The organism is Streptomyces sp. NPDC048192 (genome assembly GCF_043202415.1).
GTDB lineage: Bacteria > Actinomycetota > Actinomycetes > Streptomycetales > Streptomycetaceae > Streptomyces.
Genome location: NZ_JBIDAL010000005.1, coordinates 243940 through 254167, shown reverse-complemented (window position 1 = coordinate 254167; position 10228 = coordinate 243940). Strand labels below are relative to the sequence as shown.

General features: G+C 73.2%; 10 protein-coding genes and 2 pseudogenes. 6 read left to right on the top strand and 6 right to left on the bottom strand.

From position 1 onward, the window contains the following. A pseudogene (locus ACGFZN_RS11970) lies at positions 1-495 on the bottom strand (D-alanyl-D-alanine carboxypeptidase); the annotation flags it as partial. A gap of 195 nt (positions 496-690) precedes the next feature. On the opposite strand from ACGFZN_RS11970, the gene ACGFZN_RS11965 reads away from it, so the two are divergent. From ACGFZN_RS11965 to ACGFZN_RS11955, 3 genes are all read left to right on the top strand, one after another. After that, positions 691-1446, top strand: coding sequence for a GPP34 family phosphoprotein (locus ACGFZN_RS11965; protein WP_393858323.1), 756 nt, complete (start codon positions 691-693; stop codon positions 1444-1446). A 262-nt stretch (positions 1447-1708) separates the two neighbouring features. Beyond that, positions 1709-2566: a helix-turn-helix domain-containing protein gene (locus tag ACGFZN_RS11960; protein WP_393858322.1), complete on the top strand. Its 858-nt coding sequence runs from the start codon at positions 1709-1711 to the stop codon at positions 2564-2566. 189 nt (positions 2567-2755) lie between these two features. After that, positions 2756-2947 (top strand): DUF397 domain-containing protein, encoded by a 192-nt coding sequence (locus tag ACGFZN_RS11955; protein WP_393858321.1) that lies wholly within the window; start codon positions 2756-2758, stop codon positions 2945-2947. A gap of 141 nt (positions 2948-3088) precedes the next feature. Here the strand turns inward: ACGFZN_RS11955 and ACGFZN_RS11950 are convergent, their stop codons facing one another. Both ACGFZN_RS11950 and ACGFZN_RS11945 read right to left on the bottom strand, forming a co-directional pair. After that, positions 3089-3577, bottom strand: a complete 489-nt coding sequence (locus ACGFZN_RS11950; RefSeq protein WP_393858320.1) for a glutathione peroxidase — start codon at positions 3575-3577, stop codon at positions 3089-3091. Beyond that, positions 3574-4587, bottom strand: coding sequence for an ArsR/SmtB family transcription factor (locus ACGFZN_RS11945; protein ID WP_393858319.1), 1014 nt, complete (start codon positions 4585-4587; stop codon positions 3574-3576). Before ACGFZN_RS11945 ends, ACGFZN_RS11950 begins: the two co-directional genes overlap by 4 nt. Positions 4588-4710: 123 nt before the next feature. On the opposite strand from ACGFZN_RS11945, the gene ACGFZN_RS11940 reads away from it, so the two are divergent. Beyond that, positions 4711-6024, top strand: a complete 1314-nt coding sequence (locus ACGFZN_RS11940; protein WP_393858318.1) for an MFS transporter — start codon at positions 4711-4713, stop codon at positions 6022-6024. Between the two features lie 247 nt (positions 6025-6271). On the opposite strand, the pseudogene ACGFZN_RS11935 reads toward ACGFZN_RS11940, so the two are convergent. Further along, positions 6272-6796, bottom strand: a pseudogene (locus ACGFZN_RS11935) (SPFH domain-containing protein); the annotation flags it as partial. 137 nt (positions 6797-6933) lie between these two features. On the opposite strand from ACGFZN_RS11935, the gene ACGFZN_RS11930 reads away from it, so the two are divergent. Further along, a complete protein-coding gene (locus ACGFZN_RS11930; protein ID WP_393858317.1) occupies positions 6934-8100 on the top strand; it encodes a SpoIIE family protein phosphatase in 1167 nt (388 codons plus the stop codon). A gap of 82 nt (positions 8101-8182) precedes the next feature. Further along, the gene (locus ACGFZN_RS11925) at positions 8183-8476 is read left to right on the top strand and encodes a hypothetical protein (RefSeq protein ID WP_393858316.1); all 294 of its coding nucleotides are present in this window, start codon (positions 8183-8185) and stop codon (positions 8474-8476) included. Between the two features lie 69 nt (positions 8477-8545). On the opposite strand, the gene ACGFZN_RS11920 is transcribed toward ACGFZN_RS11925, so the two are convergent. Together ACGFZN_RS11920 and ACGFZN_RS11915 are read right to left on the bottom strand one after the other, a co-directional pair. Then, positions 8546-9142, bottom strand: a complete 597-nt coding sequence (locus ACGFZN_RS11920) for a hypothetical protein (protein WP_393858315.1) — start codon at positions 9140-9142, stop codon at positions 8546-8548. A gap of 151 nt (positions 9143-9293) precedes the next feature. After that, on the bottom strand, positions 9294-10193 hold the full coding sequence (locus ACGFZN_RS11915; protein ID WP_393858314.1) for a hypothetical protein: 900 nt from the start codon (positions 10191-10193) through the stop codon (positions 9294-9296). Between the last annotated feature and the right edge of the window lie 35 nt (positions 10194-10228).

The following is a 10228-nucleotide window of genomic DNA, read 5'->3' as shown; positions in this document are numbered from 1 at the left end:
GGTCCCGCCGCCCGCGCCCGAGCCCCCGTCAGCACCCGTCGCCGCGTCCACGCCCGCGTTGCCCGCAGCCTCCGTGCTCGCGTCCGCGTTCGCCTCGGCGTCCGCGTCCGCGCTCGCCTCAGCCTCTGCGTCCGCGTTCCCCTCAGCCTCCGGGCCCGCGTCGCCCTCCCCCTCGGCGTTCGTGCCGGCGGCGGCACTCGCTTCGGTGGTCGTGGGCGTGTCCGCCTCCGGCTCATCTTCCGCCGGCGGCTTGGAGTTGGCCTTGCGTACCCAGGAGGAGACCGCCTTGCGGAGGGCGGTGTCCTCGGGGGAGGGGGTGGTGTCGGGGATCGACAGGATCTTCGTCGCGGTGTCGGCACCGCTCGGCGCGGAATCCTTTTCCCGGGCGACCGCGAGACGCGGATCCGGTGTCTCGGGAACCGGAGCCGCGCTCCCCGGCGTCGGTTCCGCCGACGACTCGCGCTGCTTCGACCTGTCGGGGGACTCGCCCGCCACCGATGCCTCCTCATGCGCCGCACGCCCACACGCGCGCCCTGTCCGAACCATGTACCAGTGTCCTGTGTGAGGGCTTAACCCCTGCGCTAGACGAGAACGACATACCTACCGGTTCCCTCACGAACCGGTCACGCACCCTCGACAGACCAATGTGAGAGGGGTCACCCTGTCATTCATCCACGCGGGGAGGCATGGATGGGCAGGAGCCGCAGAACACTTCCGGAGGAGCTTCTGCTGCTGGCACTGGACCCGGCCACGGGTACCACTGCGCAGCCGCAGTCGCTCGACCTCGGTCTGGCCGGTGCACAGCTAGTGGAGCTGGCGCTGGCCGGACGGATAGCCCCAGACGGGGATCGTATCGCCGTGGTGGTGCCACGGCCGACTGGAGATCCGACTTTGGACTGCGCGTTGGAGTTGCTGCGACGGCGTGGCGCTCCCGTGCGGGCTGTTCACTGGATCGGCGGGCCCCGCCTGGGGCTCCGTCAGACCTACCTCTCGCATCTGGAGCGGTGCGGCATGGTGCACGCCGTGGCCGGCCAGATGTGCGGGGTGCTGCCGACGACGCGCTACCAGGCGACGGACAACGAGATCAGCCGGGAGATCAGGGCCCGGCTGGACTCCGCGATCCGCACCGGCGTACCGCCGGACCCGCGGACCGCGGCGCTCGCCGCCCTGGCGCACGCCGTCGGGCTCGGCAAGCACCTGTACCCGGGGAACGAGGGCCGGTCCTCCAGGTCCCGGCTGCGGGATCTGATCCGGCACGACCCCATGGGCGGTCTCGTCGCGCACGCCGTGATGGACGTGCAGAACGGCGCGGTCGCGCAGCCGCGCCGGGGAGCGGCCGCCACCGCGCGGCAGGCCGGGCCCGGCGCCCGGTCCGCGGCGGAGCCCGCACGCGGGGTTCCGATGCAGCCGCGCCGCGGCTCCATGGCACGCGCCGTGGCCCACTGAGCCGTAACCCCGGTCCCCACAGACCCGGTTCGGGAGCCGCTGGTCGAGCGGGGCGGTGAGACCTGTGTGTCTCGCCGCCCCGCTCCGCCGCTTCCGGACCCGGCGGCCGGCCCCCCATCGGGCGGCGAGCCGTGCCGAACTGACGCGTACGCGCCGCATATCCACCATTTCCCAGCGGTAGAAAGCACCTTGGTGGCAGTCTGCTCAGCAGCAGATACGGAAAGTGTTAAGGAACAGGCAGGCAGCCGGAGGTGCACGTCCCGTGGCGTCCAATGTCAATCCCACCGTCAGGCGGCGCCGGCTGGGCCAGGAGCTGCGCAGGCTCCGCGAGCTCAAGGGCATGACGGCCGAGGAAGTGGCCGAGCGACTGCTCGTGTCGCAGTCGAAGATCAGCCGGCTGGAGAACGGCCGCAGAAGCATCAGCCAGCGCGATGTGCGCGATCTGTGCGGGGTGTACGAGGTCGAGGACCAGCGGATCGTGGACTCGCTGATGGAGATGGCCCGGGACTCCCGGCAGCAGGGGTGGTGGCACACCTTCGGGGACATCCCGTACAGCGTCTACATCGGTCTGGAGACCGACGCCGAGTCGCTGCGGGTGTACGAACCCCAGCTGGTCACCGGGCTGTTGCAGACCCGCGCCTACGCGGAGGCCCTGGTGCAGGGCGCGCTGCCGGAGACGTCGACGGCCGAGATCGAGAAGCGTGTGCAGGTGCGCATGCGCCGACAGGAACGTATCACCGCCGAGGCCAACCCGCTCCGGCTGTGGGTGGTGCTCGACGAGGCCGCGCTGCGCCGGGTCGTGGGCAGCAGGCTGGTGATGCGCGAGCAGCTGGACCATCTGATCGAGATGTCCCAGCTGCCGCACGTCACGGTGCAGGTGCTGCCGTTCGAGGTGGGCGCGCATCCGGGGCTGAACGGCCAGTACGCGATCCTGGAGTTCGCCGACGCGGCCGACTCCAGCGTGGTGTACCTGGAGGGCGTCACCAGCGACCTGTACCTGGAGAAGGCGCAGGACGTGCAGAAGTACGCCGTGATGTACGAGCATCTGCGGGCACAGTCCCTCAATGTGGAGCAATCCCGGCAGTTCATTGCGAAGGTGGCCAAAGACTACGCCGAATGAGCACCTGGCACCGGGGGCGCCGGATCGTACACCGTCGATCCGCTCCGGTGGAAGGCTCCTCTGGAATATGCCATCCAGTCGAGTGAACGACTCCTCCGGCGGGGGCGGTTGCCCGGTAGCGTCGATCACGCCAACAGGACGACAAGGTTGGCGTGAACCGCACTATCGCAACTCGCAACAGGAGTGGACATGGCACTGATTCAGGGCGCTACGGAGACGTGGACGAAGTCCTCCTATTCCGCGGGCAACGGCGCCTGCGTCGAGGTCAAGTCGCCCATCGACGCCGAACTCGCCGTCCGTGACTCCAAGGTCGTCGAGGGGCCGGTCCTGGCCTTCCCCGCCGACGCGTGGAACGCCTTCGTGGCCTCGGTCAAGGCCTAGGAGGTCCTCGCTGACCTTCGCCCGTAGAGACCTCCCGACGAACACAACTTCACACGCACCACCAGAAGAGCCCTCTCGACCAGTCGCCGTCCTTGCCGAGGGGGCTCGGCCGTGCACCCACGGCGCCCCGGAGCCGACCGGCTAGGCCAGCTGGGCCTCGATCGCCGTAACGATCTCGTCCGACTCCGGCCCGGTCTGCGGGGAGAACCGGGCGACGACCGTGCCGTCCCGGCCGATGAGGAACTTCTCGAAGTTCCAGCGGATGTCGCCGCTGTGGCCCTCGGCGTCGGGGAAGTCCACCAGGCGCTGGTACAGCGGGTGCCGGCCCGCGCCGTTCACCTCCACCTTCTCGGTGAGCGGGAAGGTCACGCCGTACGTCGCCGAGCAGAACTCCGCGATCTCCTCCGCGGTGCCGGGCTCCTGCCCGAGGAACTGGTTGCAGGGCACGCCCAGCACGGTGAAACCACGGTCGGCGTACCGCTCCTGGAGCTTCTCCAGGCCCGTGTACTGGGGGGTGAGGCCGCACTTGGAGGCGACGTTGACGACGAGGACCGCCTTCCCGGCGTACTGCTCCAGGTTGGCGGATCCACCGGTGAGGGCACCGATCTCGACATTCAGCACGTTGGTCATGGGGTGAGCCTAGACGCCCGCGCGTCCCCGTCCCCGGCCCGCACCCGCCCCGGTGCCTCCGCCAGTACGTCCCCCGCCGCCGTCCTCGCGTACAGCACCGACCGCCCCGCCCTGCGCCGCTCCACCAGCCCCGCCTCCCGCAGCACCCTCAGATGGCGCCCCACCGACCCCAGCCCCTGCCCCGTCACCGCAGTCAGCTGGGTCGTGCTCATGGGGGAGGCGAGGAGGACCAGGACGTCGGCGCGGGCCGGGCCGAGAAGCGCGCCGAGGGCGGAGGGCACGGTGCGGACACCGGCGTCGGCGAGGGCCCCGGCGCACGGGTAGACCGCCGCGTACCGGACCCCCTCCTCCCAGGCCGCCCACCCGGCCCGCTGCACGGTCACCGGCACGAAGACCAGCTCGGCGCCGGAGATCTCGCGGGGCGGGTACGCGTGCAGGTTGATCTGGAGCCGGTTCTCGCCGAGCCAGCGGGTGCGCCCGGGGCGCAGGGCGTCCAGCACGGTCACCCAGCCGCCCCGGCTCACCTGCGCGGTCCGCGCGACCACGTCCGCCTCCAGCACCCTCCGGCGCCGCTCCCAGGAGGGCCGTACGGTCTCCTCCCACACCCACTCCAGCAGGGCGGCCGCCCGCTCGGGCAGGTCGTCCCGGTCCAGCTCGGCGGGGAGCGGGCCGGCGAGCGCGGTGCGCAGATGGGCGCGGGCCGCGTCCGGGGCCGTCGAGCGGATCCGGGCGACCCCGTCGGCGAACGTCTCGCCGTCGCGCGGCGCCGGGGCGAGGAAGTCGGCGATCCAGTTCCGGCCGATCCCGGCCCGGACCAGCCGCGCCGTCACCGGGTCCGCCGCCAGCCGGGCGCGGTAGGCGGGCAGATGGGCGCGCAGCCACTCCTGCTCGCCGGGGTGCGCGGCGTCCCGCCCGTACAGCAGTTTCAGGCAGGCGAAGACCTCGGAGAGCGGGGAGAGGACGAACCGGCTGCGGGCGAGCGTGTCGGCGTCGAGCTGCCACAACCCCATGTCCGGCACCCCCCTCGCGGCCGTACGGCGCCCGTCACGGCCGTACCGCGCGCGGCCGTACGACCTTTCGCGCTGCCGCGAAACAATAACCGGGCCGGGCGGCCCCCGCCGAGACTCCCCGGCATGACCGGCTACCGATCCCTGTTCCGCACACCGGAGTTCACCCCGCTCTTCCTCGGCGCGGCCGCGCAGACCGCCGCGCAGACCGTCGGCGGGCTGGCCCTGGGCACCCTCGTGTACCGGGCGACCGGCTCGCCGCTGCTGTCGGCGGTGAGCATGTTCGGCCCCTCCCTCGCCCAGGTGCTCGGCGCGACCGTCCTGCTCTCGGGCGCCGACCGGCTGCCCCCGCGTACGGCGCTGTCCGCGATCGGGCTGACCTTCGCGGCCGGTACGGCGGTGCAGGCGGTGCCCGGCCTGCCGGTCGGCGCGGTCTTCGGCGTCCTGCTGGTCCTCGGGCTCGTGGCCTCCCTCGGCGGCGGCGTCCGCTGGGGCCTGCTGAACGAGATCCTCGCCGGGGGCGGCTACCTGCCGGGACGTTCGCTGTTCAACATGATGAGCGGCCTGATGCAGATCGCCGGGTTCGCCACCGGCGGCGCACTCCTCGGCGCGCTCCCCCCGCGTATCTGCCTGCTGCTGTCGGCGGCGCTGTACCTGCTCGCCGCGCTGACGCTGCGGCTCGGCCTGTCCGCCCGGCCCCCGAGGACGGCGGGCCGCACGTCCCCCGCGGCGACCTGGCGCACCAACGCCCTGCTGTGGTCCTCCCGCCCGCGCCGCCTCACCTACCTGGGCCTGTGGCTGCCCAACGGCCTGGTCGTCGGCTGCGAGTCGCTGTACGTGCCGTACGCGCCGCACGCGGCCGGCACCCTGTTCGCCTGCGGGGCGTTCGGCATGTTCACCGGGGACGTGACGGTGGGCCGGCTGCTGCCGCGCGCGGTACGGCGCCGGCTGGCCACCCCGCTGCTGCTTCTGCTGGCGACGCCGTACCTGGCGTTCGGCGCGCACCCGCCGCTGCCGGTCGCGGCGGTCTGCGTGACGGTCGCCTCGGCGGGCTTCGGCGCGAGCCTCGTGCAGCAGGAGCGCCTGATGGAGCTGACCCCGGACGAACTGGCCGGGCAGGCGCTGGGGCTGCACTCCTCCGGCATGCTGACCATGCAGGGCGTGAGCGCCGCGCTGGCCGGCGCGGTGGCCCAGCTCACCTCGCCCGCCGCCGGGATGACGGTGATGGCGGCGGGCTCGGTGTGCGTGACCCTGTCGCTGGCTATCGCGGGCCGGCGCTCTCCTGCACCGGAAGCGGGGGCTGCTGCCGCGCCTGCTCGGCCGGCGCCGGAACCGGCTGGGCAGCGTCCGGAGCCGGGGCCGGCTGGGCAGCGTCCGGAGCCGGGGCCGGCTGGGCCGCGTCCGGAGCCGGGGTCGGCCGAGTCGGCCGAGGCGCGCTGAGGTCGGCGTCGATCTTCTGCACGGCACGGTCGAAGTAGCGCAGCAGCTCGACGGGGAAGGGCATCACGAGGGTCGAGTTCTTCTCGGCGGCGACCTCGACGACGGTCTGCAGGAGCCTGAGCTGCATGGCCTCCGGGGTGTCGGCCATGATCCTGGAGGCGTTGGCGAGCTGCTGCGCGGCCTGGAACTCGCCGTCGGCGGTGATGACCCGGGCCCGGCGCTCACGCTCGGCCTCGGCCTGCCGGGACATGGACCGCTTCAGCGACTCGGGCAGCTGGACGTCCTTGATCTCGACCCGGTCGATGTGGACGCCCCATCCGGCGGCCGGGCTGTCGATCATCAGCGCCAGCCCTTCGTGCAGCCGCTCCCGGTCGCTGAGAAGGTCGTCCAGATCGCTCTTGCCGATGATCGACCGCAGCGAGGACTGGGCGACCTGCCCGACGGCGAAGACGTAGTCCTGCACCTCGATGGCCGCGCGCACCGGATCGGTCACCCGGAAGTAGACCACCGCGTCGACCTTGACCGAGACGTTGTCCCTGGTGATGCCCTCCTGCGTGGGCACCGGCATGGTCACGACCTGCACGTTCACCTTGCGCATGCGGTCGGCGAAGGGGATCAGGAAGGTGACGCCCGGCTGCCGGTGCTGCGGCAGGGCCTTGCCCCACCGGAACACGACCCCGCGCTCCACCTGGTTGACCACGCGTATACCGCTCTTCAGCACGAGCAGCGCCGACAGCGCCAGCACGACGACCGCCACCACGGTGCCTTCCATGGCACTCCATTCCTCGCAACGGCAGGGACACGGGGAAGGACACCGGCCGGGACCGAATGGATGCGGCCCCGGCGTCATGGTTGCGTCAAGAACCGACCGGGTCGTCAGCTGTCGCGGGTGGTGGCACTGTGGAAGGCGTGAAAGCCGGACATGGCTTGGCCGGTGTGCGGCAGCTGCGTCAGTCCAGCCACGCGCTGCTGCTGATCCCGATCGTGCTCATCGTGGTCATCACGGCGGTGGACCAACTGGTCCCGGCGGACATCCATCTCGGCCCGCTCCTGGTGATCGCCCCCGCGATCACCGCCTCCTTCGCCGGTCCCCGGACCACCACGCTGATCGGAGTCCTGACGGTGGCGGCGCAGGCGTGGATCGGCTGGCACTTCGGCGTGCTGTTCCAGCGCAACGTGCTGGTCCAGATCCTCGCCCTCGCGGTGCTGTCCGCCCTGGTCGTGTTCTTCTGCCTGGTGCGCGAGCGGCACAGGCGCGAGCTGGCCCAGGTGCGCTCGGTCGCCGAGGCCGCGCAGCACGGGCTGCTGTGGCCGCTGCCGGAGCGGATGGGCACCCTGCGGATCGCCTGCCTGTACCTGGCCGCCGAGGACGAGGCGCAGATCGGCGGCGACCTGTACGCCGCCACCCGCGTCCCCGGCGGCGTGCGCCTCATGATCGGCGACGTACGGGGCAAGGGCCTGTCCGCCATCGGGGAGTCCGCCCTGCTGCTCGGGGCCTTCCGGGAAGCGGCCCACCGGCACGCCACGCTGCCCGATCTGGCCGCCACCCTGGAGCAGAGCGTGATCCGCTACCTGGCCGACTTCGAGCCGCCCGCCGAGGCCGGCGAGCGCTTCGCCACCACCCTGCTGCTGGAGATCCCCGACGACGACGACACCGTCCGCATGATCAGCTGCGGCCATCCGCCCCCGCTGCTGCTCAGCCCCGGCAACGGCCTGACCGTCCCCGGCCTGAGTCCGGCGCCGCCCCTGGGCATCACGGAGAAGGGGCCGGAGGCGTACACCATCGACGTGGCGTCCTTCTCGCCCGGCGACACCCTGCTGCTCTACACGGACGGCGTGATCGAGGCCCGCGATCCCGAGGGCCGCTTCTATCCCTTCGAGGCGCGGGCCGCCCACTGGGACAAGGGCGGCCCGGAGTCGCTGCTGCACCACATCAAGCGCGATCTGCTCACCCACACCCGGGGAAGCCTCGACGACGACGCGGCGCTCGTCGCCCTCCACCGCGAGCCCGACACCCACCGGCGCCACCGGCACGGGCGCGTCGTCCACACCAGCGGGTTCGGCCATGCGTCCTGACACCGGTCCGGCCGCGACTCCCGGCACCGGGCGGGGATCGGCCGGTCACCGGGCCCCCGCCGGGAAGTGACAGGATCGGGTCATGAGCACCGAGACGGACTGGGCGTACCGGGTGGAGGAACCGCACGGCTCCGAGGGCTGGCGGCCCTACGGCGACGATCCGCAGCGGTGGCGGGGGACCGTCACCACCGACGGCCCGGGCGAGGACGCCGAGTACGTCGCCGCCCTCGTCGTCACCGACCTGGTGTCCGAGTGGGACCGCCGCGGAGCCGGCCAGAAGCACGTACGGGTCATCGTCTGGGAGGACGAGGAGGGCACCGGTCCGGAGGACGCGGTCTTCACGGTGGAGATCCAGCCGGGGCTCGACGGGGACTGACGCGGCGGAGCGTGGCCTTCGCGGTCGAGGTCCGGCGCACCGCCCGGGCGGTGCGCCCGGGCGGTGCCGTCACCAGTCGGGGTGGCCGCCGACCACGCGGAAGCTGCCCGCGACGCCGTCGTCGAACAGGCCCGCGCGGGCGAGCACGCCGCCGTCCTCGCCGAACTCGCCCCCGTGGTCCGTGCGGGGCACCACGCCGTAGGTACTGCCGTGGGGGCCGACGACGGCGACCGGGGCGCCGTTGTCGCAGGAGAAGCCGCGGAAGACCTCGACGGTGCGGTGGCTGTCGTTGAAGATGCTGAAGCTGTTCGCCCCGAGGCCGCTCGCCGCGGTGATGCAGCCGTCGACGACGGCGGGGTAGACGCGTTCGTTGAAGTAGATCCGCCCGTCCTCCCGGTGGCCGTGGCCGCGTCCGCCGCCGTCGCGCCCCTCGTTCCGCCCGCCGGACCCCATGCCGTCCTGGGGGGCCGCGGCGGGAGCGGGCCGTTGCGGCTTGGCCGCGGGGTGCGCCTTCGGGGCCGCGGCACGGTGGGCGGGTGCGGCCGCCTGGTGGACGGACGCGGACGCCGGGGCCGATCCGGCGGTCAGGGCGTAGGTGAGGCCGGCGGCTGCGAGGACGGTCGCGCCGGCTCCGGCGCCGACCACGGCGAAAGTACGCGAGGGCATGTCAGTTACCTCTGTCTCGGCGGACGTCGGCCGGACGACCGATCTGCGACGAACGTACCGACAGCCCTCATAACCGGCATTCCGGGCGCGACCCAGGTGTGACGCCCTGCGCCGAACAGGTTGCGCACTGCTCGCCGGTACGGCGGCGGGCCTAACGGTGCTTGCCGCTGCTCTGTCCGCTGCCGCTGCCGCTGCCGCTGCCGGTGCTGGTGCCGCCGCTGCCGGTGTGGCCGGCTCCGTCGCCGGCCCGGCCGCTCCCGCTGCCGGTCGAGGGGTGGGTGCCGCCGGAGTCGGCGCCCGTCCCGCTGCCGGAGGTGCCGCCGCCCGGACTGCCCGGCTTCTTGGTCGCGTTGCCGCTGCCGGAGTTCGCGGCGTGCCTGCCGGGGGCGCCCGTGCCGGCCGGCTTCTGCGGCTTGGCCGTCGCGTGCGCCAGCTGCTGGGCGCAGTAGGCGGCGACCTTGTCCTTTCCGCCGGCTGCGGTGACGAGCCGCTGCCAGGCCGTCGCACCGAGCGCCTTGCCCCGCCCGTCGACCTGCTCGTAGGCGCGGCAGTGGGCCTCGGTGTCCTGGGCGGGGGAGGGGCGGCCCGTCGCTCCCGGACCGCCGGAGGACGACGGCGAGGCGGTGCCGTCCGGCCGTCCGGCGGCCACCGCCGGACGGTGCGCGGCCCTGCCGGCGTCACCCGCGCCATGGCCGGGCGACCCCGTGTGGCCGATGGCCGCGACCGCGACTCCGCCCAGCGCGAGGCTGGCGAACACCGCGCCGAACGTCATCCGGACCGGGTGCCGCAGCCGCCGTTCCTCGCGCGGCCGCCAGTCGTCCCGGCGCCGGGTGCGGGCCGGGCGGGCGTCCGCCCGGTGGCCTGCGGCACGGAACGCGGCCAGGGCCCGCTGCTCGGCCTCGGGGTCGAGGCGGTCCGTGCGCAGCGCGGCCCCCAGCACCGTTTCCAGCGCGGCGGCGTCCTGCGCGCCCGACGGGCCGGACATGGTGCCACCGGGGTGCACCTGCCGGCGACGGACCGGTGCTCCGTCGCCGCTCAGTCGTTCACCCATGCCCGTTTCCGTCCCTGTCCAGCCGTTCCATACGT